The 22,272-nt window shown below is 69.4% G+C and carries 19 protein-coding genes; 12 read left to right on the top strand and 7 right to left on the bottom strand.

Features of this window, described 5'->3' with window-relative positions; genetic code table 11:
* Positions 1-69 precede the first annotated feature (69 nt).
* From ABL312_RS09345 to ABL312_RS09330, 4 genes are all read left to right on the top strand, one after another.
* Positions 70-1,380 (top strand): hypothetical protein, encoded by a 1,311-nt coding sequence (locus tag ABL312_RS09345; RefSeq protein ID WP_349361113.1) that lies wholly within the window; start codon positions 70-72, stop codon positions 1,378-1,380.
* A 42-nt stretch (positions 1,381-1,422) separates the two neighbouring features.
* Complete coding sequence (locus ABL312_RS09340; protein ID WP_349361112.1) at positions 1,423-2,925, top strand: glutamine synthetase family protein; 1,503 nt, start codon at positions 1,423-1,425, stop codon at positions 2,923-2,925.
* A gap of 80 nt (positions 2,926-3,005) precedes the next feature.
* Positions 3,006-4,517 carry an aldehyde dehydrogenase family protein gene (locus ABL312_RS09335; protein ID WP_349361111.1) on the top strand — a complete coding sequence of 504 codons (1,512 nt, stop codon included), beginning with the start codon at positions 3,006-3,008 and terminating at the stop codon, positions 4,515-4,517.
* A gap of 33 nt (positions 4,518-4,550) precedes the next feature.
* Positions 4,551-5,270 carry a type 1 glutamine amidotransferase gene (locus ABL312_RS09330; RefSeq protein ID WP_349361110.1) on the top strand — a complete coding sequence of 240 codons (720 nt, stop codon included), beginning with the start codon at positions 4,551-4,553 and terminating at the stop codon, positions 5,268-5,270.
* A gap of 86 nt (positions 5,271-5,356) precedes the next feature.
* On the opposite strand, the gene ABL312_RS09325 is transcribed toward ABL312_RS09330, so the two are convergent.
* Positions 5,357-7,033 (bottom strand): sulfite reductase flavoprotein subunit alpha, encoded by a 1,677-nt coding sequence (locus tag ABL312_RS09325; protein ID WP_349361109.1) that lies wholly within the window; start codon positions 7,031-7,033, stop codon positions 5,357-5,359.
* 210 nt (positions 7,034-7,243) lie between these two features.
* Between ABL312_RS09325 and ABL312_RS09320 the strand changes: the two genes are divergently transcribed.
* The 3 genes from ABL312_RS09320 (at position 7,244) to phnX (ending at position 10,279) form a co-directional block, all read left to right on the top strand.
* Positions 7,244-8,170, top strand: coding sequence for a LysR substrate-binding domain-containing protein (locus ABL312_RS09320; protein WP_349361108.1), 927 nt, complete (start codon positions 7,244-7,246; stop codon positions 8,168-8,170).
* Between the two features lie 150 nt (positions 8,171-8,320).
* Positions 8,321-9,448, top strand: coding sequence for a TIGR03364 family FAD-dependent oxidoreductase (locus ABL312_RS09315; protein WP_349361107.1), 1,128 nt, complete (start codon positions 8,321-8,323; stop codon positions 9,446-9,448).
* Positions 9,449-9,466: 18 nt separating this feature from the next.
* On the top strand, positions 9,467-10,279 hold the full coding sequence (gene phnX / locus ABL312_RS09310) for a phosphonoacetaldehyde hydrolase (protein WP_349361106.1): 813 nt from the start codon (positions 9,467-9,469) through the stop codon (positions 10,277-10,279).
* Positions 10,280-10,295: 16 nt separating this feature from the next.
* On the opposite strand, the gene ABL312_RS09305 is transcribed toward phnX, so the two are convergent.
* From ABL312_RS09305 to ABL312_RS09290, 4 genes are all read right to left on the bottom strand, one after another.
* Complete coding sequence (locus ABL312_RS09305; protein ID WP_349361105.1) at positions 10,296-11,399, bottom strand: siderophore-interacting protein; 1,104 nt, start codon at positions 11,397-11,399, stop codon at positions 10,296-10,298.
* Positions 11,384-12,625, bottom strand: a complete 1,242-nt coding sequence (locus ABL312_RS09300) for an MFS transporter (protein ID WP_349361104.1) — start codon at positions 12,623-12,625, stop codon at positions 11,384-11,386. Before ABL312_RS09300 ends, ABL312_RS09305 begins: the two co-directional genes overlap by 16 nt.
* A gap of 3 nt (positions 12,626-12,628) precedes the next feature.
* Positions 12,629-14,767, bottom strand: coding sequence for a TonB-dependent receptor domain-containing protein (locus ABL312_RS09295; RefSeq protein ID WP_349361103.1), 2,139 nt, complete (start codon positions 14,765-14,767; stop codon positions 12,629-12,631).
* Positions 14,768-14,866: 99 nt separating this feature from the next.
* Complete coding sequence (locus ABL312_RS09290; protein WP_349361102.1) at positions 14,867-15,820, bottom strand: AraC family transcriptional regulator; 954 nt, start codon at positions 15,818-15,820, stop codon at positions 14,867-14,869.
* Between the two features lie 291 nt (positions 15,821-16,111).
* On the opposite strand from ABL312_RS09290, the gene ABL312_RS09285 reads away from it, so the two are divergent.
* The 5 genes from ABL312_RS09285 to ABL312_RS09265 all read left to right on the top strand — a co-directional run bounded on the left by ABL312_RS09285 (position 16,112) and on the right by ABL312_RS09265 (position 19,393).
* The gene (locus ABL312_RS09285; protein ID WP_349361101.1) at positions 16,112-16,570 is read left to right on the top strand and encodes a hypothetical protein; all 459 of its coding nucleotides are present in this window, start codon (positions 16,112-16,114) and stop codon (positions 16,568-16,570) included.
* Between the two features lie 89 nt (positions 16,571-16,659).
* Positions 16,660-17,379, top strand: a complete 720-nt coding sequence (locus ABL312_RS09280) for a MotA/TolQ/ExbB proton channel family protein (RefSeq protein WP_349361100.1) — start codon at positions 16,660-16,662, stop codon at positions 17,377-17,379.
* A complete protein-coding gene (locus tag ABL312_RS09275; protein ID WP_349361099.1) occupies positions 17,369-17,767 on the top strand; it encodes a biopolymer transporter ExbD in 399 nt (132 codons plus the stop codon). The genes ABL312_RS09280 and ABL312_RS09275 overlap by 11 nt, the downstream gene beginning before the upstream one ends.
* 85 nt (positions 17,768-17,852) lie before the next feature.
* Positions 17,853-18,260 (top strand): biopolymer transporter ExbD, encoded by a 408-nt coding sequence (locus ABL312_RS09270; RefSeq protein WP_349361098.1) that lies wholly within the window; start codon positions 17,853-17,855, stop codon positions 18,258-18,260.
* Positions 18,257-19,393: a TonB family protein gene (locus tag ABL312_RS09265; RefSeq protein ID WP_349361097.1), complete on the top strand. Its 1,137-nt coding sequence runs from the start codon at positions 18,257-18,259 to the stop codon at positions 19,391-19,393. The genes ABL312_RS09270 and ABL312_RS09265 overlap by 4 nt, the downstream gene beginning before the upstream one ends.
* 142 nt (positions 19,394-19,535) lie before the next feature.
* Here the strand turns inward: ABL312_RS09265 and ABL312_RS09260 are convergent, their stop codons facing one another.
* Both ABL312_RS09260 and ABL312_RS09255 read right to left on the bottom strand, forming a co-directional pair.
* Positions 19,536-19,847 carry an antibiotic biosynthesis monooxygenase gene (locus ABL312_RS09260; protein ID WP_349361096.1) on the bottom strand — a complete coding sequence of 104 codons (312 nt, stop codon included), beginning with the start codon at positions 19,845-19,847 and terminating at the stop codon, positions 19,536-19,538.
* A gap of 199 nt (positions 19,848-20,046) precedes the next feature.
* The gene (locus tag ABL312_RS09255) at positions 20,047-22,071 is read right to left on the bottom strand and encodes a TonB-dependent hemoglobin/transferrin/lactoferrin family receptor (RefSeq protein ID WP_349361095.1); all 2,025 of its coding nucleotides are present in this window, start codon (positions 22,069-22,071) and stop codon (positions 20,047-20,049) included.
* Positions 22,072-22,272: the final 201 nt, after the last annotated feature.

The raw sequence follows: 22,272 nt of genomic DNA, 5'->3' as shown, positions 1-22,272 counted from the left end.
GAACGACCCGCGCGGGCATCCGCGTCCGCGCGGCCCGTTCGTGCGCCTTTTCTGGAGACCCCCACGGACATGACCACACCGCTCGAGCAGATCCTTGAAGACACCGACTACGACATTTTTCACATCGGCCAGTTCGACAATATGGGGCTCTTCCGCGAGCGCCGTCTGCGGCGCGCGCAGTTTCTGTCCTGGGCGTGCGAACCCCGGTTTGCCAACGTCATCGCCCATTGGGACGCGGGCGAGGCGCTGTTCGGAGGCGGACCGTTCCGCACCGAGGAACTGGAGATCGACACCGCCTCCCTGCGCCCCTTCGGCTTCGAGGCGCGCTCCGCCGCGATCGTCGCCGATCTCGCCGGACAGTATGCGCCGATCACGCCGCGCAACGTGCTGAAGACCCAGATCGCGCGGGCGCGGGAGATGGGCTTCGACGTGCGCGCCGCGTTCGAGTTCGAGGTCATCTTCCTGAACGAGACCGCGTCGAGCCTGCGCGCCGGCGGGTTCGGCCCGCCCGCGCAATTCGCGGCGGACAACAAGTGCTGGTCGGGGACGACGGCCGCCGCCGAAGCCGATTTCGTGACAGCCTGGGAACAGGCGCTGCTGGCGCATGGGATCGATCTCTTCGGTGTCGGCGGCGAACTCGGGCCGGGCTGTTTCGAGGCGACGCTCGGCGCGACGACCGGGATGAAGGCCGCCGACGACGCCGGCTTCTTCCGGCTCGCCAGCCGGGCGTTCGCGCGGCAACGCGCCATGACGGCGACCTTCATGCCGTCGCTGGGCCCCGACTATCCGGGTCTCGGGGGGCATCTGACGCTGTCGCTGATCGACCGGGCGACGGGACGCAACCTGTTCGCCTCCGAGGACGGCCGGACCAACGCGCTTGCGCGCAACTTCATCGGCGGCATGACCCGCATCGTGCCGGACGCCTTTGCCTTGTGCGCGCATACGGTCAACGCCTACCGGCGTTTCGCGCCGGGCACCTGGGCGCCCAAGTCGGTCAACTGGTCGGACTGGTGCTTCACCACCGCGGTGCGTTCCTGTCCCTCCGCCAGCGAGACGGCGCGCCTGGAGTTTCGTCTGCCGGGCAGCGACTGCAACACCCACCTGACGCTTGCCCTGATGCTGGGCGCCGGGCTGGAGGGCATCGCCCGGGGGCTGGACGCGCCGGAGCCCGCGCCCGACGCCGGGCCCGACGACATCGCGGGTGCCCGCCTGCCGGCGACGCTGCCAGACGCGGCCGCGCGGCTGGCCGGCAGCGAAACCGCCCGGCGCCTGTTCGGCGCCGCCTTCATCGACAATTTCACGGCCTTTTGCGCCGCGGAAACCGCCAGCCTCGCCCGCGAGGTCAGCGATGCCGAACGTCGCCGCTATCTCGAGGGGTGACGCCGGGTGCCAACAACAGCCATTCCAAGGGGAAAGAACACAATGGCCAGAGACAGCATGGAAACCCGCGCCGAATGCGACCTGTTTCGCGAGATCGCGGACGAGGCGCGCGCCGAGCGCATCGCCCGCGTGCGCAAGAAGATCGACGCGACCGGCGTGAAATACATCTACTACCAGTTCGTGACGATCACCGGCCGCGTTCTGGGCAAGGCGCTGCCCGCGCGCCACTGGGAGCGCACCGCCAGAAAGGGCATCCAGACCTGGATCGGCGGCGTGACCGACGTGGCCGCGGACATGCACGGCCAGCTTTACGGGTTCTCCGCCAATGACGGCGAGTTGCTGGCCCTGCCGGATCCCGAGACCTTCGTCCAGCTGCCGTGGGACAAGTCCGTCGGGCGCGTCTTCTGCACGCTGTTCCACAGCCTGGAGGAGGAACGCGACGCGGGCATGTACTTCAAGTGCGACGTCCGGGGCAACCTCAAGCGGTTCGAGCGCGAGTTCCGCGACGATCACGACGGGCTGCACCTGCGCCTCGGGCTGGAGCCGGAAATGCTCTGGCTGCGTCCCACCAACGACGGCAGCCTTTTCCCCTATGAGGGCATCACCGATCCGCACGCCTATCATATCGGGCAGTTCGAGGCGGTCCGCCATCTGTGGACGCAGATCTATGAATATGGCGAGGCGATGGGGCTCGACATGGTGCAGGGCGACGTGGAGGACGCGCCCGGCCTGCTGGAGCTGAATTTCAACTTCGACAATGCGCTGCGCACCTGCGACCGGCTGACGACCTATCGCCAGATCGCCGACGAGGTGGCGCGCCAGCACGGGTTGGTCGCCTGTTTCATGGCGAAACCCATGGTCGGCTATCCCGCTCTGGGCTGCCACCACAATTGCTCCTTGTGGCGGGGCGACCAGGACGAGATCGTGCGCACGGTCGGGGGCGAGTTGCCCGGCATGGAAGAGGTCTTCACCCACAATCGCGGCGGGCGGAACGAGTTCGAGAACCCCGACGGCTCTTGGATGCCGTCCGAGCTCGGCCTGCACGCGCTGGGCGGGGCGCTGAAGCACATCGGTGCGCTCACGGCCATCGGCGCGTCGACGGTCAACTCCTACCGCCGCTTCGCCGATCTCGGGCTGTGGGCGCCGGTGGGCGCGAACTGGGGGCCGCAGAACCGGTCCTGCACGATCCGCATTTCCTCGCCCGACCGGTTCGAGTTCCGCGCGGTCGATGCGATGGTGAACCCCTATCTCTTCTGCGGCGCGCTGCTGAAGGCCATCGACGAGGGCCTGCGCGAGAAGATCGATCCGGGGCCGGCCGAGACCCGCAACGTGGTGGAGGTCATGAAGTCGGGCGAGCATGTCGATCTCATCCCGATGAACCTTCAGGAAGCGCTGGACGCGCTCGCCGCCGATCCGATCGTGCTTCAGGCGATGCCCGGCCGGCTGCACGAGCTCTACGACCTGATGAAACGCGACGACTGGCAGCGTTTCCTCAAGGAAGTCACGAGCTGGGACATCGAGCGCTACATGCATTGTCTGCCGTGAGCCACGCGCCGGACCGGCTCGCCAGCCGATCTTCAAGGGGGGGCGCCTGCGGCGCGCCCCGTCCTGTGACAGGAGTTCCCATGCAAATCTCTTCGATCCCGGCGACGGCGGCCGACTGGCATCGCCTCGCCGACGGCTATTCCTACGAAACGCGCATGTTCATCGACGGGGCGCTGTGCGATGCCGCCGAGGGCGGCCGCTACGAGAGCGTCAATCCGGCCACCGGCCGGGTCATCGCCGCCATGTCGGCCGGCACGCAGGTGGATGTCGACCGCGCCGTGGCCGCCGCGCGCCGGGCGTTTCGCGCCGGCGTCTGGTCGCGTCTCGCTCCGCGCGGGCGCATGGACGTTCTGCTACGCTTCGCCGATCTCATCGCGGCGCATGCCGCCGATTTCGCCCTGCTGGACAGCGTCGAGATGGGCAAGACCGTCTCCGGCATGCTGGGCTTCGACATTCCTTCGGCGGTGGCGAACATCCGCTTCGCCGCCGAGGCGATCGACAAGGTCGAGGGGGCGGTGACGGCGACCGCCCGAAGCGCGCTGCACTATACGCTGCGCCAGCCGCTCGGCGTGGTCGGACTGATCGTGCCGTGGAACTATCCGATGCTGATGGCGTCCTGGAAGCTCGGGCCGGCACTGGCGATGGGCAATTCCGTCGTGCTCAAGCCGGCGCAGCAAAGCGGCATGTCTGCGGTGCTGCTGGCGCGCCTCTTCGCGGAGGCCGGCGGGCCGGCGGGTGTCTTCAACGTCGTCAACGGCTCCGGCGCGCGCGCCGGGCAGGCGCTTGCCCGGCACATGGACGTCGACAAGATCGGCTTCACCGGCTCCGTCCCGGTCGGCGGACTGATGATGCGCTACGCGGGCGAGTCCAATCTCAAGCATGTCACCACCGAGTGCGGGGGCAAGTCGCCGCAGGTGATCCTCGCGGACTGCGATCTCGACCGGGCCGTCGATAACGCGGTCCACGGGATCTATTCCAACCAGGGCGAGGTGTGCGCCGCCGGGTCGCGGATCATGGTCGAGCGCGCCATCCATGAGGAATTTCTGCAGCGCTTCATCGACAGAACCGCAGCACTCTACCGCCCCGGCGACCCGCTCGATCCCGCGTGCGGGATGGGGCCGCTCGTCGATGACCGACAGCACCGCACGGTGTGCGGTTACATCGCGCGCGGGCTCGAGGAAGGCGCCCGCCTCGCGATGGGCGGCGGCGCGCCGGAGGGCCTGGAGGAGGGGTTCTACGTCGCCCCGACGCTTTTCACCGAGGCGCATAACGACATGACGATCGCGCAAGAGGAGATCTTCGGGCCCGTCGGCGTCGTGATGCCGATCGACGACATGGAGCAGGGGCTGGAGCTTGCCAACAGTTCGATCTTCGGGCTGGGGGCCTCGGTGTGGACCGGCGACCTGGCGCGCGCGCACCGCTTCGCCCGCGACGTGGAGAGCGGCATGGTCTGGGTGAACACCTTCTTCGATCAGGATCCGACGGCGCCCTGGGGCGGGGTCAAGCAGTCAGGCAATGGCCGGGACAAGTGCCGGGAGGCGCTGAACCAGTATTCCCAGATCAAATCCGTGTGGGTGCACCTCGGCGACTGACGCCGGGCCCCTTCAAGTCTTCAGGAACAGCACATGACCAGGATCTGCATCATCGAGAACGGACTGGTGCCCGAGCGATTGCGGGCACGGCACGGATTGTATCCGGACATGGCGCGGGCGTGGCTCGCGCCGCATCTGCCCGAGGCCGAGTTCACGACCGTCAGCGTGGTGTCGGGCGAGCCGCTGCCGGCCACGCCGTCCGATTTCGACGGCTACCTGCTGACCGGCTCCAAATATGGCGTCTACGACGACCTCCCGTGGATGCGCGATCTTCGTGCGTTTCTTCCGGTCCTGGCCGAGGCCCGCATTCCCATGTTCGGGATCTGCTTCGGGCACCAGATCATGGCCGCGGCCTTCGGGGCGCAGGTGCGCAAATCCGACAAGGGGGTCGCCACCGGACCGCAGCTCTACAGTCATGACGGGTTGGGAATGGAGCCGCGCGAGGTGCTCGTGTTTCATCAGGATCAGGTCGAAACGCCGCCGCGTGCCGGGCGGGCGGCCGGCGGCAACGACTTCTGCCCGCTGGGCGTGATCGCCTACGACTTCCCCGCGTTCAGCGTCCAGTATCACCCCGAGTTCAGCAAGACCTTCATGCAGGATCTGACGGAGGACCTGGCGGGAGAGTGGATCACGCGCGAGCACGCCGACCAGGCGAAGGCATTGCTCGCCGAAGCCGAGGTGGACACCGATGCTCTCGGGGAGAAAGTCGCGGCGCTGATGCGCGGGGAGGCCGCCGTCTATCCCGGCGCCTGATCGCGCGTTTCCCTGGGGCCCGGTCCGGGGACTTCAAACAGGGCATCGACGCCCGGCCGCTTTCAGGGAGCGGCCGGGCTTTTTCGTCAGTAGACGTCGCGCAGATAGCGCTTGTCCTTGCGCAGGCGCGCCACGTAGTCGCGCGCGCCGTCCTCGTCCAGCCCGCCGTGATCGCGGACAATGGCGTGCAGGGCGTCGTCGACGTCGGGCGCCATGCGCAGCGCATCGCCGCAGACGTAGATGTGTCCGCCTTGCTCCAGCGCGGCGAAGAGATCGGCGCCGGCGTCCCGCAAACGGTCCTGCACATAGACCTTCGATGCCTGGTCGCGGGAGAAGGCGAGGTCGAGGCGTGTCAGCAGCCCGTCCTTCTGCCAGCGCGCCAGCCGCTCGCGGTAGATGAAATCCTGCGCCTGCGTGCGATCGCCGAAGATCAGCCAGTTCATCCCGTCGGCGCCAAGGGCGGCGCGCTCCTCGAGAAAGCCCAGGAAGGGCGCGATCCCCGCGCCGGGGCCGACCATGATCATCGGCACCGACGGATCGGCCGGCACGCGGAAGGCGGTGTTGGGGGACACGAACACCCGAACCGTTTGGCCCGGCCGCAGGCGGTCGGCGAGGAAGGTGGAGCACACGCCGCCGTGGCGACGTCCATGACTGTGATAGCGCACGACCGAGACCGTCAGGTCGACCGTCTGCGGGGCGACCTTTGCGCTCGAGGCGATGGAATAGGAGCGGTGCTGGAGCGGGCGAAGGACCGTTGCCGCTTCCTCCGCCGTCAGCCGCAGGTCGGGGACGAGCGACAGGAGGTCCAGCGCATCCTTGTCCCACAGCCAGGCGTCCAGGGCCTCGCGGTCGCCGTTGACCAGCAGGCGCGCAAGTTCGGCGTCGCCGCTGCGCTGTGCGACCAGGGCGATCAGGTCGCGCGAGGGCCGGGAGATCTCCAGTCCGTCGCGCAGCATCTCGGCAAAGGCGCGGTCGTGGCCCGGCAGGGGCGCATCCGGGCTCGCGGTCGTGCGCGCCAGCCAGCCGGCGATCAGGTCGGGATCGTTTTCCGGCAGGACGTTCAGCGCGTCGCCGGCCGTGTAAGCCGGCCCTTCGGGACCGAGGTCGATGCGGAAATGGCGCATGTCCTTGTCCGAGCCGGGGCCGGACAGGCGCTCGTTCTCGATCAGCCGCGCGGAAAAGGGATTGGCCCGTGTCCATTGCGGGCGGGCCGGCCTGTGGTCTTGGGACCGGGCGGGCCGGGCGGGGGCGGCCACCGGTTGCGGCGCCTGCCCGCGTCGGGCCTCCAGCACCGCGAGCACCCCGTCCGTCCAGGCCTGCGCCTCGGTTTCATAGACGATGTCGCAACTGCCGCGGGGATGAAGACGCGCGGCGCCGCGCGCCGCGAGCGCCTCGTCCAGCTTGCGCCCGGCGGCGCAGAAATCGTCGTAGCTGCTGTCGCCGAACCCCAGCACCGCGAAGTCGACCCCGCTCAGGTCCGGGGCGTCCGGCCCCGTCAGCGCCTCGTAGAAGGGAGCGGCCGCGTCCGGGAACCCGCCGTCGCCGTAGCTCGAGCACACGATCAGGACGGTGCCGAGCGTCGCAAGATCCCGCGGCTCGACCTCGTCGAGACCGCGCGGGGCCGGCACCGGAAATCCCTTGTCGACCAGCGCATCCTCGATGTCGGAGGCCACCATTTCGGTGGTGCCGGTCTGGGTTCCGAACAGGATATGGATCTCGGACGGACCCTGGTCGGCCGCGGCAACGGGAAGAGCGTGTTGCATGGGATATCTCACCTCGTCTTGAATACCGCTGCTGCGTATGCAACCGGGGTGCCATCCTTGCCGTGCCATCGGGCGCAGGGCGGCGCGCGCGGTCAAGCGCCGCTGCGGACGCCGGCGCTGGACAGCGCGCGCGGGCGGGCCTACCCCATCGCGTGACGCACGGCACGGGTCGCGCGGCGTGCGTGGGACGCGGCGAAGCGGGAGGCGGGGATGGTGTCCATCAGTCAGTTGAAGGCCTTCGAGGCCGTCGCGCGCACCGGCAGCTTCACGCGGGCGGCCCGCGAGCTCGGCGTGTCGCAGCCCTCGGTCTCCACGCAATTGCGGGCGCTGGAAAGCGAATGCGCCGCACGGCTGTTCCTGCGCGACGGGCACACGCTGACCCTCAGCCGGATCGGGCGGGCGCTGCTGCCCAAGGCGCGCACCGTCCTGCTCGGGCTCAGCGACATCGACGCGCTGCTGCGCGACGAGCGCGGTCTGGAAACGGGGCATTTGCGCATCGGCTTCTCGACCCATCAATACGCCATGCCGCTGATCGCCGATTTCATGCGCCGTTTCCCGAAAATCAGCGTCGAGACCCGCATGCTCGGCAGCCTCGAAATCGTCCAGCGGCTCGAAAACGGCGAGATCGACGCCGCCTGCATCACGGCGAAACACCCGCCGAAATCCTGCGATGCCGTGTTCCTGCGCAAGGACCGCGTCGTGGCGGTGACGGCGCGCGATCACCCGCTCGCCGGGCGTGACACGGTCACCTGGCGCGATCTCGCCGGATATCCGATCCTTCAGCGCGAGAAGACCTCGGGCACCCGGCAGATCATCGACGAGGCGCTGGCCGAGGCGGGGCTTCACCTGGAGGTGGCGCTGGAGCTGCTGTCTTCCGAGCCGGTGGTGTCGGCGGCGTCCGCCGGCATCGGCATCGGCATGGCGCTCGACGGCGAATTCCAGGATTACGGCCGGCTCGGGCCGGACGCCGCCTTTCGTCTGCTGCGGGTCGAGGCGCCGGCGCTCACCTGCAACCATTACCTCGTGACCTTGAAGGGCATGCGCGAGATCGGCGTCATCCGCGCGCTGTTCGAGGGGGTGGCCGAGGGGGTGGCGGTTGCAGCGGACGACGGGCCGGCGATCCCGCATAAGGTTTGATGACGGGTATATAGCTTGAAGCTATAAATAATTAAATTTCATAAATTTGTTACATTGCATCTCTAGCCCGGAGCCGAGAGCGCCGCGCCGGGCTGTCACGCCGTTGCGGCGCAGCGCCCGCACGGCGCCTTTTGCGGAACGGAGAGCGAGATGAGCACATCCTCCTACGACATCGCGGTCGTCGGGGCCGGGATCATCGGTCTGGCGACGGCCCATGCGGCCCGCCAGCGCGGCAAGCGCGTGGTCGTGATCGACCGCGAGGCGCACGCCGTCGGCGCCTCGGTGCGCAACTTCGGGTTCGTCACGGTCACCGGTCAGCAGCGCGGCACGCATTGGGCCCGGGCAAAGCGCAGCCGCGACGTCTGGCTCGAGGTGGGACCGAAGGCGGGCGTCGACGTGCTGCATCGCGGCCTCGTGGTGGTCGGCCGGCGTCCGGAGGCGGGCGAGGTGCTGTCCGCCTTTCTCGAGACGGAGATGGGCGAGGGCTGCCGGCTGATCGATACGCGCGAGGCGCGCGAGCATGTGCCGTCACTGCGCGCCGACGACGCGGCGGCGATCCTCTACAGCCCGCATGAGGCGCGCGTGGAGAGCAAGGACGCGGTGCCGCGGCTCGCCGCCTGGCTGGAGGAAAGCCAGGGCGTGACCTTTCTGCGCAACACCCAGGTGCATGCGGTGGAGGACGGCCGGCTGGAGACCTCGCGCGGCACGATCGAGGCCGGCGGCGTCATCGTCTGTCCGGGCGACGACCTCAAGTCGCTCTTTCCGGATCGGCTGCGTGCCGCGGGCCTCAGGGTCTGCACGCTGCAGATGCTGCGCGTCGCGCCGCAGGTGCCCACAAGGCTCGGCGCCGCCGTAATGTCCGATCTCAGCCTGGTGCGCTACGAGGGCTATGCGGCCCTGCCGCAGGCCCGGGCGCTGCGCGGCGTTTTGGACCGCGAACAGGCGGACGAGCTTGCCGCCGGCATTCATCTGATCGCCGTGCAGTCGGCGGACGGATCGCTCGTCGTCGGCGACAGCCATGTCTATGGCGAGGCGCCGGAGCCCTTCGCCAGCGAGCGGGTCGACAATCTGATCCTCGGCGAACTGGACCGGGTGCTGGACCTTCCCGGCCGCCAGGTGGTCGAGCGCTGGACCGGCACCTACGCGAGCGCGGACGACGTGATCCTTTTCGACCGCCCCAGCGACGCCGTGCGTCTGCTCGTGGTCACCGGCGGTACAGGCGCCTCCACGGCCTTCGCGCTCGGCGAGGAAGTGGTCGCCGATCTTCTCGACAGCTGAGCGCAACGGAGACTTGAGATGACGAAACTGGAAGCCGCCGTGTTCGACTGGGCCGGCACGATGGTCGATTTCGGCTCGCGCGCGCCCATGGGAGCCTTCGTCAAGGTCTTCCGCGACTTCGACATCGAACTGACGGTCGAGGAAGCACGCGGTCCGATGGGGCTGCCCAAGCTCGACCACATCCGCGAACTCGGCAAGCTCGACAGCGTCGCCAGCCAGTGGCGCAAGGTCCATGGCGGCGATTTCGACGAAGCGGCGGCGCGGCGCATCTATGAGGTCTTCGTGCCGCTCAATGCCGCCGTCGTCACCGACTACGCCGATCTGGTGCCCGGCGCGGCCGACGCGGTGCGCGCGTTGCGGGCGCGCGGGCTGAGGATCGGCTCCACCACCGGCTACACCCGCGACATCATGGAGCGCGTTCTGCCGCTCGCCGAGGCGCAGGGCTATGCGCCGGACAATCTGGTGTGCGCGGAGGATCTGTGGACCGGCCGCCCGACGGCGGTGATGATGTGGAAGTGTTTCCTCGATCTCCAGATCGACGATGCGGCAAAGGTGGTGAAGGTCGACGACACGCCGGTCGGCATCGCCGAAGGCGTCGCGGCCGGGACCTGGACGGTGGGCGTGGCCATGACCGGCAACGAGGTCGGCCTGTCGGCGGAGGACCTCGCCGCGCTGTCGGAGACGGAGCGCGCGGCGGCCCGCGCGCGCGCCACCGCCCGGCTCGAGGCGGCGGGGGCGCATTTCGTCATCGACACGGTGGCGGATCTGCCCGCAATCGTGGAGCAGATCGATGCGCGTCTGGCGCAAGGGACGCGGCCGCTGGCGGCGTAGGGCCCGAGAGCGGGGATCAATGCTCGTCCGCGGCCGAGGCGTCGGTGACCCGGCCGCGGCGCCAATAGGCGACGCTCATCTGCGTCCCCTTGCTCAGTCCCAGCTCCTGGCGAAACAACCGGCGCATGGCCAGCGCCGCGTCGAACTCGCCGCCGAACCAGGCACGGGCCGGACCGCCGGCGAGCCGTGCGGCATCGCCCACCGCCTCGCTCAAGGCCGACGGGTCGGTGAAGATCGTCGGGTCGAGTTCCACGAGGTCGTGGGTGCTGTCCGGCAGATAGGCCCCCCCATCGCGCAAGCGGACACGCGGAACCACGACGGTGGCGCGCGGTGCGTCCGGCATGTCCTCCAGAAGCCGGGCGATGGCGGGAAGCGCGGTGCGGTCGCCGACGATCAGCGCGGGCCCGTCGCCCGCCGGAAGCGCGCCGCCGCCCGGCCCCATGAGACCGATGCGCGCGCCGGGGCGCGCGGTTTCGCACCAGCCCGCGATCCGCCCGCCCGGATGCAGAACCACATCGATCCACACCCGCCCGGCCTCAACATCGACCCGGCGCAGCGTGTAATAGCGCACGTGCAGTTCATCCGCCCCCTTCGGCCAGATGGTCGTGCCGTTGGCGGCGACGCGGGGCCACACGGGCGGGCGGTCGTGTCGCGCCGGGATCATCGCCTTGACGTGCAATCCGTCCCGGGCGAAGGCCCCTGCGTCGGCCACGGAGAGGTCCAGGCGGAGCAGATCGTCGCCGAGATGATCGACCCCTTCCACGCGCCCTTCCTGAAAATTCGGGGGGCGGTCGGCCGCACCGCCGTCCGACCAGGTCATCGCCGCGCCGGCGGCGGCATCGATCCGCAGAATATGCTGCGTCACCGCCTCCTTGAGGAAGAAAAGCCCGCTGGCGCCGGGGGCGGTAACGTCGATCACGAGGTGATTGGCCGAGGTTTGCAGCGACAGCGTCATGCCGTCGACCTCGACCCGCGCGCAGCCGGCCGACGGCCGTTCGGGGGTGAGGCCATGCTCCGCCATATCCTCGCACAGGGCGGAGAACGCAGCGTCCGGATCGCTCAGCGCCACGGTGCTGGAGGACCGCTCGGCGGGGCACGGCCGGGTCAGCGGGGATGACATGATGTGGGAACCTCCTTGGGGAGCCGTTGCGCGCGGACTTCGCGTGCGGCCAGCGCGGCGGCGAAAAGGGAAAGAAACGCCCCGGCACCGAGCACTGTCTCGAGGCCTGCCCGGTCGAGGAGCGCCAGCGCCGCCCCGCCGACGACCACGGCGGCAAGCGCTTCGAGGCTGGTGAAGACGGCATAGTCGGTTGCCCGGCGGGCTCTTGCGCACAAGGGGATCAGCAGGGCGCGTTCCGCCGTGAAGCCCGCGAAGATCAGCGCATTGGCGGCGATCACGAGCCCGGCCGCGCGCACCGGCAATGTCGCGATGCCGGCCGTTGCCAGGAATGCGACCAGAACCAGGGCTGCGGCGATCCCGAGGCCGCACAGCACGGCATATCCGCCGAAACGGTCGGTCAGCGGGCGCGCGGCGAGGGCCGCGACAAGACCGGCGATGTTGCCGAGGACGATGCCGATCAACCCGGCCTCGGCAATGGTGTAGCCCGCGTCCACGAGCAGCACGCCCTTCAGCGCATAGGGGATCACACAGGCGGCGCCGGTGAACACGGCAAGGCCGAACAGGCGCCGCGCGCGGCGATCGCGAAACAGGGTGAACTGGCTGCGCAGTCCGGGCCGGCGTGCGCCGGCCTGCACCGGGATCGACAGCGGCGCGCCGACGAGGGGGACCAGCAGCACCAGCCCGGACACCATCAGGACCGCGGCGACCACCGGGGCCCACCCGAGATCGCCGAGCCCGGCGAGGATGCCGCCGCCGAGCACCAGGCCGGCCAGGGCCGAGGCGGCGGCTTGCACCGAGGGGCCCCGGGCGTGCCGGTCGGGCGGAAGCAGGGCCACCATCCAGCCGCCGGTCGCCACCTGCTGGCTGCCGACGGCGAGCATCATCGCCGCGCAGAGCACGGTCAGCAGCGGCAGGGCGGCGCGCGGCTCGACAAGACAAAGGGCCGCGAGACACAGGCAGGCGATGACCTGGGTAACGACGATCCAGGGACCGTAGCCCGCGCGTGCCGCGCCGGCCGTGCGGTCGACGAGCGGTCCCCAGACGAAGCGCAACACGAAGGGCACGGCCGCCAGATAGATCCATGCGATCTGGCCCGACGACGCGCCGGCGTCGCGCAGAAACAGCGGGATGGCCTGCGCCACGAACTGTCCCAGCAGACCCTGTGCGAAGGACAGCGCGGCAAGCGTCGTCATCATCGCCGCGATCGGCGCCCGGTCATGGCGCATCGATCACCACCGGGCGGTCAGGGTGAGGCCCGCCGTCAGCGGTTCCGTGACATCGGCATAGGCCTTGTTCGAGACATAGCGGGTGACTCCGGTCTGATTGAACAGGTTCTTGACGTATCCGCGCACTTCGATGTTGCGGTAGTTCGCCGTCGCGCCAACGTCCACCAGCACGTAGTCGCCCACCTCATCGCCTGCGACGTTGTTGAAGTCGTTATAGGATTCGCCCCGATAGGTGACCCGCCCGTCGATGCTGAGGAAATCGGTCAGCGCGAAGACGGCGCCGAGCGAGGCGGTCATCCAGGGATCCTGACCAAAGCTGTTGCCCTCGATCGCCGGCGTGGCGGCATTCGCCCCGGTGATCTCGGTCTTGAGGAAGCCGAGCGATCCGGTCAGGTCCAGACGGTCGGTGGCGCGCCAGCGGGCATCGAATTCCACGCCGTAGGACAGGCCGGCGTCCTGATTGATCACCTGCAGCGTCGCGCGATTGCCCGGCACGAGTTCGGCGTAGAGCTGCGGGTCTTCGAAGAAATTCAGAAAGGCCGTCGCGCCAAAGGAAAGCCGGCCATCCTCCGCGATGTGCCGATAGGTCGTCTCCAGGGTCGTGACGGTTTCATTGTCGTAGGTGTAGGGATGGCCGGTGAAGATGTTCACGGCCGAGCCGCCCGGATTGAACCCCCGGCGCACGGAGGCGCTGACCACATCCGCATCGGTGACATGATAGGCGAGGCCGATGCTGGGCAGGAACAGGATGTCGGTCTGATCGAAGTCCTGTGTGCCCACGGAGGGACCGAAGCGGCTCGTCTGGGCGCGTTCGTCATGATAGCGCTGCAGACGCGCGCCGCCGAACAGGGTCAGCGCGTCGGTGAGACCGAAACGCAGGTCCGCGAAGACGGATTGCGAGGACCCCCGCACGGCGCTGTCGTAGGTGAAAAGGTCGTCGATCCGCGTGTTCTGCCAGCGCTCCTCGAAGGACAGTCCCAGCAGGCCGGAGAATTCTCGTGCGCGGACCCGTTCGCCGGGACCGAATTCGACGAGGATGTCCTGGGTGAAGATCTCCTCGTCGATGTCGAAGCGCGAGGGGAAGACCTGTTCGGGAATGCTCTCATAGGCGTCGCTCGTGTAGCTGGTGATGGAACGCAGGGTCAGCGTGCCGGTGTCCAGCGCGGTATCGACCGAAACCGTCGTGGCCTGCGTGTCGAAGGTGCGGGCGGGAATGCCGCGCGGACCCGACAGCGCATTGACGAGAATGCGGTCCGCGAGCGGTCTGCCGGTCAGCGCCGGGCCCTGGACATTGTTGCGGGTCTGCGGGGTTCGCGCCCTTTGGTGTTCGCCCAGCAGGTTCACCGTGACGAAGCCGAGGCTGGTGTCGACCTCGCCGCGCAGCTTCGCCCGCCCGCGGAGGTCGGAATACTCGGTGATCCAGTCGTCGGGCACGTCGGTGGCGCGGCGCGCGTCCTGGCCGCCGGACAGTTCCAGCGTCGCACGCGCGGCAAGCGCGTCGGACAGGGGCGCGTTCACCATCGCGTTGAAGGTGCCTTCCGGGCCGTGGAACTCGTCGATCTCGACACCCGCCTGCGCCGCCGCCTCCAGCTCGAAGATCGGATCCCGGGTGTCGACGATCACCGCGCCGGCGAAGGCGGAGCGGCCGCGCAGCAGCGATTGTGGGCCGCGCAGCACCTCCACCTGGTCCACGTCCCACAGCGAGCCGCCGCTCGTGTTGGGAAGACCGGCCGGACGCGATACCCCGTCGATGACGATGTTCAGCCGCGGGAGCGCTCCGGTGAGCCCGGTCGAATTCAGACCGCCCGGACCGCCGCCCTGCACACCGCGCAAGGACGGAACCTCGCTCTTGCCCTCCACGAAGACGTTCGGGGTCTGAATGAGCAGGTCGTTCAGGTGGGATTGCGGATTGCGCGCGATCTCGTCCTCCGGGATCACGCTCGCTCCGACGTAGACCTCCTCCAGGGCGCGCTCCCGGCGTTCCCCGGTCACCGTGATGGTGTCGAGCGTCACGAGCGCGGCGTCCTGTGCCAGCGCTTGCGGCGCCAGGACCGGTGCGAGCAGGGCGGCGGCGCTTGCCGTGGCGCGCAAGGCGAGGCGGCTCAGGCGCGGCGCGGCGGGGGTGTTCAGGCGGGTGGTCACGGCTCCATACCTTTCTTGAGTATTTTTCTCAGGTTTGGCGGGGAGCCGGCCGCATGTCCAGTTGAAGCGCCTGTCAGATCGGACAGGAAATCTGTCCGATCAGCCGCGCGCCAGGTCGCGGGGCGAACGCCCGTAATGCGCCTTGACCGCCTTGGAAAAGGCCTCGCTCGAGGTGTATCCGAGCGTTTCCGCGACCCGTGCGATCGGCGTGCCGGCCAAGAGCAGGCGCTTTGCAACCAGCATGCGCTGACTGCGGATTTCCGAGCCGATGGACCGTCCGGTTTCGGCCCGAAACAGGCTCTTCAATCGCGACGGGCTCGTGCGACAGGCGCGGGCGAGCGTGTCGATGGTCATATGGGCGTGCGGATCGCTGCGGATCGCCTCGAGCGCATGGGCAACCAGGTCGGCGCCGGTTTCGCGCGCGACTTGCCTGGCGTCGGCCGGCGCGACGAGACGATAGGCGTGCGCCAGGATCTGGCGGGCGAGGCCGGCGAGCTGGAGATTGCTTCCCGGGCCGTGGAGCGGGGCGGCGAGCAGGGTTTCGGCGAGCGCGCGCAAGCCGAGGGGGGCGGAGCGCAGGGCCAATCGGTCGTTCACCACGAAATCGCAGCCCCATGCGGACAGCGCCGGGTCGATGTCCCGAAATGTCATGAGATGGTCGGGAGAAAAACTGACCGACACCGCCTCGAAGGAACTCTGCGGGGCTGCTGTCACGTCCCATTTGCGCGGGGCCCGGCTTCCCGTAAGCAGCAGATCGCCGGGCGACACGGCGGCTGTGCGCGCGGCTGCGCCCCGCTCCCGGCTTTGAGACGTTCCGGCAAGGCGGACCTCCAGCGTCAAACCGGCATCCCCCGCGACCTCGGCCCGATACCCGCGTTGGCCCGCAAGCGTGCCGACCATCACCTTCACGCCCGGTTCGGGGACGGCGACCCAGATCCGCCCCGCCGCGATCTGCTCCCGTCCGCCCGCCGCGACGCAGAGCTTCGAGACCTTTACCTGCGATCCGAGATCGCGGATCGTCTGGGGCGTTACATCGGAGAGGAATCGCGTCATCCGGCGTCCCTTGCCTTCGTCTGGTCGTCATGATCCCGGCACCGTCGGGATCGGGTGGAGGGTCTCGGTCGGCGGGCGTCGATCTGCCACCGGAAGGGAGTCTGTTTTTCAGATCATCAATCAGGGGTAGATTGACGATGTGCCCTGGTATCTCGTATCGAATACCTGCCTGAAACATTCAAGTTTTATTGCGCTGTGGCGCCGGCTTCCTGTCGGCGAGGCCCGGATGCCCCCCGGGGGGCCAGGGGCCCCGGCCGCATCGCACGATCAAGAAACTGGGAAGGGACGCGCGTGATCACACCGTCTTTTGACCGGATCTCCGGTCCGAAACGCCGCAGCACGGCGGGCGCCATCGGACTTGCCGCCCTGCTGGCGCTGCCCGCGACGGCGGTCGCCGAGGGCGACGGGTTCGCCCTGGAGCTCAACCGGGTGGAGACCGTATCCACCGGGTGCCGAATCACGCTGGTGGCGCACAATGGCTTGCCGGATGCCCTGTCGGAAATGGGGCTCGAGCTTGTCGTCTTCGACAAGGAGGGCGGCGTCGCCGGCTATGCGGCGATCGATTTCGCCGACATGCCCAAGGGCAAGACCCGCGTGCGCCAATACGATATCTTCCCGGGCGCCTGCGAGACGGTCGAGCGGATCCTCGTCAACGACATACGCAGCTGCAAGAGCGCGGCCGGCGGAGATCTCGCCTGCGCGGACACCTTGCGTCCGAGTTCGCGGGTGGAGATCGACCTGACCTATTGAGGGTCCGTCCGATTGCCGTGGCGCCGGATCGGGAGATCGCAAGCCGGCGCCGTTTCCAAGACATTTTTGAGAGAAAGCGCGCCGGTTCCATGGTTCCTGAAGACGTCGCCCCGTTTCCCGCTGCCTTCCGTCCGCTCGCCGATCTGATCGCGACCGGCGGCCCCGTGGTCGTGCTGTTGCTCGTGTTGTCCGTGACGGCCGGGGCGATCGTGGTCGCCAAGCTGCTGCAGTTCCAGATCGCGGGGCTCGGACGCCACGCACGTGCCCGCGCGGCGCTGGACGCCTGGCTCGCCGGACGCCCCGAGGCGGCCCGCGCGGCGCTGGCCGACCGGCGCTCGGTCGCCGGGGAGGTGCTGGCCGCGCTGATGCGCCACCCCGTGGGCGACGCGGCGGCACGGCAGGCGCTGAAGGAAGACGCCGAACGCATCTGCCGCACCCGGCTGTCGGGCCTTGCCTCCTATCTGCGCGCGCTCGACATGATCGCGCAGACAGCCCCTCTGATCGGCCTGTTCGGCACGGTGCTCGGCATGATCGAGGCCTTCCGCGCCATGCAGGGCGCGGGGGCGGCCGTCGACCCGTCCGTGCTGGCCGGCGGTATCTGGGTGGCGCTTCTCACCACGGCGGTGGGGCTCGCCATCGCGATCCCCGTCTCGGCGATCACCAGCTGGTTCGATGGCCGGCTCGAGCGCGAGCAGGTGGTGCTGGAGTCGCTCGTCACCGCCTTCTTCACCGGTGCGCCGGCCGAGCGCGTGGCCGGGGCCGAGGGCAGGTCCGGCGCAGCGGCCGTCGGGGTGGGCCATGCCGCGTGACGCGCGCCGGCGGCGGCGGGCGGTCGGTCTGACGTCGCTGATCGACGTCATCTTCCTGCTTCTGCTGTTCTTCATGCTGGCGTCGAGCTTCACCCGCTATCAGGTCACGCCGGTGACCGCAGGCATCGCGGGGGGCGGCGCCGAGGCGCGCCCGGCGCTGCTGCGCGTGCACGACGCCACGCGCCTCGATCTCAATGGCGCGCCCGTGCCGGCGGAGACGCTCGCCGAGCGGCTCGAGGCGCTCGGGCAGGGGGCGACCCGGTCGGTCGCGATCTGGACCGGCGAGGGGGCGCGCGTGCAGGACCTGGTGAGCGCCGTGAGCGCCGTCCGGCTGGCGGGGCTCGCGCCGATCGTGCTCAGCGACGGGGCCGGGGGCGGTCCGAGATGACTTTCGCAAACAGAGTCAGGGTCATGATCGATCCCTCTGATATTCAAGCATGTTCCATGTTCCGAAACGGGCGGGAGGGCGCGTCGTGAGGTCGCCGCTTCTTCGGCGCAAGCCCGCGTCGGACAGCACCATTCCGCTGATCAACATCGTGTTCCTGATGCTGATCTTCTTTCTGTTCGCCGGTAGCATCTCGCGCGATGACGCGCGCGACATCGTCGCGCCCGAAAGCATCGCGGAGGACGAGGCCGTGCGCGCGACCGGCGCGCTGGTGATTGCCGAGGACGGCAGCCTGACGCACAATGGCGCGGTCACCGATCTCGACGCTTATCTGCTTGCGCTTGCCGAGGCGCGCGCGGCGGAGGACGCCCCGTCGCCGGTGCGTGTCGCCGCCGACCGCGCCCTGCCGGCGGCACGGCTGAAGGAGGTGCTTGCCCGGCTCGGGGCGACGGGGATCGGCGATGTGGTTCTGATCACGCAACGGGCGGCGCCATGACGCCACGCCGCCTGCTTCTCGTCGGCGCGGCGGTTTCGCTCGCCCTTCACGCGCTGGCCTTCTCCGCCCTGCAGGGACCGGAGCGGACGACCATCGCCGGCGGCGAGGCGGGCGCCGTTTCTGTCGTTGGGTCGCTTGCCGATCTCGTGGCCGGCTCCGATGCGGCGCGCGAGCTTGCGCCGGTCGAACCGCCGACGGGAGCGGCCGTGCCTTTGCGCCCCGAGGTTCTTCCGCAAGCGGTGCCGGAGGTTGCCCGCGCCGTTGCACCGCCGGTCGAGACGGCCACGCCCGTCTCCACGCCGACCCTCGCGCCCGAGGGTCCGGCCGTGATTGCCGGCGTGACCGAGACGCAGGCCCTTGCGCCTGCCACGCCCGAGCCCGCCCCCGCACCGTCCGAACGGGCGGCACGGCCCGTCTCCCCCGTGGACCCGGCGGCCTCGACCCCCGCGCCGGTGGATCCCGCGCCCGTGGAGCGCGAAACGGTCGAGGCCATGGCGCCCGAACGCCTGCAGCCCGAGCCGATGGAGGCCGCCCCCCGAGCGCTTGAGCCCGCGCCCGCCGCCCCCGTCGAGGCCGCGCCGGTCCCTCCGGTGGAGGAGACGGAAGCTGAGACGGTCGCCGGCGTCGCGCCCGGACGCCCCCGCGCCAAGCCGCCGGTGCCCGACTGGGCCCGCGCCGCGCCGCGCCCGGACCCCACGCCCGAGCGTACGCCCGCGCGCACCGCGACGCCGCGCGGCAACGCGGACCGCAATGCCCGGCGCGGCGGCGAGACCGCTTCGCGTCAAAGCGGGCAGGCCGCCTCCGCCGCGCGCGGATCGGCGGAGTCGCAAGCCCGCGGCCGGGCGGCGATGACCAACTATCAGGGCAAGGTCCTGTCGAAGCTGCGCCGGGCCAAGCGCTATCCGCGCGAGGCCGAAAGGCGGCGGCTGCAGGGGACCGCGACCCTGCGCTTCACCGTGGCGCGGGACGGATCGGTCAGCGGCGGGCGCATCGTGTCGTCCTCCGGCGAGGCCAGTCTCGACCGCGCGGCGCTCGACATGCTGCGCCGGGCCGGACGCATGCCCCGGTTTCCCGACGAGATACGCCGCTCCAGCCTGACCTTCCGCGTGCCGGTCGACTTCCGGCGCCGGTAAGACCGGACAAGCGCGACGGCCGCTTCCTGGAACAGGCGTCGCGGCCGGCATCCGGAGCGGGGGGCGCACGCGAAAAGGGCGGAAGGGGTCGCGCCCCTCCCGCCCGTGTTCAGCGTTTGCGTCCGGGCGTGCCCGGCGCGTGTCAGCTTTCGCTCAGGATCACCTCGAACCCCTCGAACTGCGGTCCGCCGAGGTAGAGCGGCATGTTCTTGCCCGCGGACTTGTGCGCCGCGCGAAACGCCTCGGACTTCGTCCAGGCCTCGAAGCTCGCAGGGCTGTCCCAGATCGTATGCGAGGCGTAGAGCGTGTGATCCTCGGCCTCCGGCCCCTTGAGCAGGTGGAACTCGACGAAGCCCGGCACGCTGGCGAGGTGCCGGTCGCGGGCCTTCCACACCGTTTCGAAGTCGCCTTCGCTGCCGCGTTTCACCTTGAAGCGGTTCATGGCGATATACATGGGAGGTATCCTTTCCTGGGGTTGGGGATCGGGGAGTGCGGGGAAGTGCCGCGGTCGGGCAGGTCGAGCGCATCGAGCGCCTGGGCGATGTGTTCGCCGCACAGGCAAGGCACCGTGCCGGACAGCGCCAGGTCGAGCCGGTCCCGCGCCGCATCTGCGGGCGGCGCGGGATGCATCGGCGGGGCGGTGCGTGGCCCGGTCATCCGCCGAGCCGCGCGCGCAGGGTGAATTTCACGGCCAGACCCGGCGAGGCGTCGCTGTCGAGGAACGGCCGGTACTGCGTGTCGAACAGGTTGTCGACATTCACCCCGAGGCGCAGATCCTCGCGCGGGGCGTAGGAGGCGAACAGGTTGACGAGGTTGTAGGCCTCGCTGGGCGCCGCGGTGCTTACCCGCGTCTGGGCATCGACCGCTTCCCACTGCACGCCGAGCGTGGCCTTTTCCTCGAAAGCGCGAAACCCGAGCGTGGTGACCAGCTTGTTGGCCGGGATCGAATCGAGCGGCGCGCCGGTCGTGCGGTCCTCGCCGCGCTGATGCTGGCCCGACAGGCCGGCGAAGATCCAGCCCGCGTCGTAGCTCGCCTCGAGTTCCACGCCCTCGATCCGCGCCCTCGCGACGTTCTGATACTGATAGGCGCAGGGGCCGAAACAGGCCGGATTGAAGGGGCCGACGCCGGTGATGTCGATGAAGTCGTCGACGTCGTTGCGATAGACGGCGGCCTTGAGGCGCAAGGTGTCGCCGGCGGTGAACAGGTCGTTGCGCTTGACGTTGATGCCCGCTTCCAGCGTGTGCGCGGTTTCCGGCTTCAGATCCGGGTTCGGCAGGAAGTCGAAGGCCGGGAAGGGGTGGGTGCCGGCGATCAGCGTTTCGGTGATCGCGGGCGCGCGGTAGCCTTCCGCATAGGTGCCATAGACCTGGATGCCATGCAGCGCGGTGCGCTCCAGCGGCGACAGGCCGACGGTGACCTTCGGCGAAATCCGCTGGCCGCTGGAACTCGTGCCCTGGCCCGAGAGCGTGTAGCCGTCGAAACGCAGCGCGCCGATCACCTCCAGCCAGTCCGAATAGCCGACCGTGTTCTGCAGGAACGCCCCATAGACCGTGCGATTGCCGGACGGCGTGTAAAGGCCGGCGGTGCCCGCCGGATCGACCACATCCACGCTGTCGTGGAACAGATCGCCGCCGATGGTGAGCGCGTGGTGCAGCGCGCCGGTGTCGAAGCGCGCGGTGTTGTTGACGTCGAAGCCGACGGTGTCGATGCGGAAGTTGCGGGTGTTGCCGGTGAGGGCGCCGGTGACATGGGTCTGGTCGAGATCGGTCGCCGTCCAATAGGCGCCGACGCCCAGATCGATCCAGTCGTGGTCCAGCGCCTCGAAGGCGTAGTCGAGCGAGACCGTGCTGGCGACGACGGAATTGTCGTAATTGGTCGAGGTCGCGCCGCCGGAGCGGTACTCGCCGCTGTTGACCATGGCGCCGAGCGTCAGGACCTGCCCCTCGGAGGGCGTGACCTGCGCCTTGACCAGCCCGCTCAGCAGCTCATTGGCCGAATTGCGGATGCGATTGCCGTCGCCGTCCCTGTAGGCCCAGGTGTTGCGGAAGACGACGCTGCCGAGCGCGGCGAAGCTGTCGTCGATGCGCGCCGCCCCGGTCAGCCCTTGCGCGATGCCGTTGTTGGTGGACACCTGGCTGAAGTTCTCCACCGCCCATGTCTCGCCGGCGCGCAGGAAGGTGGAGGGCGACTTGGTCTTGAAACTCACCACGCCGCCGATGGCGCCCGAGCCGTAGAGGTTGGCGACCGGGCCGCGCACCACCGTCGCCGTGTCGAGAAATTCGGGCTCGAAGAGGAAGGAGCCGCCGCTCAGGCCGTGGCCGCTTGCCTGGAAGTTCTGCCGGGCGCCGTCGATGGTGACCGCCACGCGGCCGTAATCCTGAAGGCCGCGGATGTTGATGGCCGCCGCCGGCGAATCGGCGGCCTCCTGCACGGCGATGCCGGGAACCGCGCGCAGAAGGTCGGAGATCCGGTCCGCTTCGCTCTGGCGGACCGTCTCCGCCGAGACCACGCTTTGCGACGACAATGCGTCGACCGAGGCTTCCTCGGTGCGCGCCGCGCTGACGGTGACGGTGTCGAGCAGCACCGGCGCGTCGGAGGCCGCCAAAGCGGCACCTCCCGGGCCGGCCAGTGCCGTGGTTGCAAGCAGCAGCGCCGCAGGGCGCACGAAAGGTCGCATCTCTTGCCTCGTCTGGTTGGAAGAGACGGAGACTGGCTGGCGTGCCGTCGGGCCGACATGCGGCGGAGGCTGCTCGCGGATCCGTCGAAGGAGCGTCGTGCCGGCCAGATGCCGGCAGGGGTATGGGGCGGGCCGCGCCAAGCCCGTGAGCGGGACGGGGCGCGAGGCCGTGCTTGCGTTCCTAATTAAACTTGAGTAATC

It is taken from the genome of Stappia sp. (genome assembly GCF_040110915.1).
GTDB lineage: Bacteria > Pseudomonadota > Alphaproteobacteria > Rhizobiales > Stappiaceae > Stappia.
Note: the sequence above shows the minus strand (reverse complement) of the source record. Positions and strands in the feature narration are given on the sequence as shown.